The sequence below is a fragment of the Pseudomonas rossensis genome, from assembly GCF_039888995.1.
Lineage (GTDB): Bacteria > Pseudomonadota > Gammaproteobacteria > Pseudomonadales > Pseudomonadaceae > Aquipseudomonas > Aquipseudomonas rossensis.
In genome coordinates, this window is sequence record NZ_JBBWCB010000364.1 from 1 (window position 1) to 275 (window position 275).

1 protein-coding gene is annotated in these 275 nt (G+C 64.7%); it reads left to right on the forward strand.

The genetic code is table 11. The annotated features are described in order from the left end of the window. The coding region (locus WLY71_RS30890) for an Ig-like domain-containing protein (RefSeq protein ID WP_347806605.1) at positions 1-275 on the forward strand (275 nt) is incomplete at both ends.

The following is a 275-nucleotide window of genomic DNA, read 5'->3' on the forward strand; positions in this document are numbered from 1 at the left end:
GACAGCTTCACCGACATCAGCGAAACCGTGACCACTTCCGAAGACGCTCCGGTGACCGGCAGCGTCCTCACCGGCACCAGCAGCGTCGACGGCGACGTCAGCGTGGTTAACTTCACGGTTGGCGGTACCCAGTACCAGGCCGGCAGCACCGCGACCATCGCCAATGTCGGCACCCTGGTGCTTGCCGCCAATGGCGCTTACACCTTCACCCCGGCCGCCAATTACAACGGCGCGGTGCCTAGCGTGAGCTACACCGTGACTGACGGTTCCGGCAG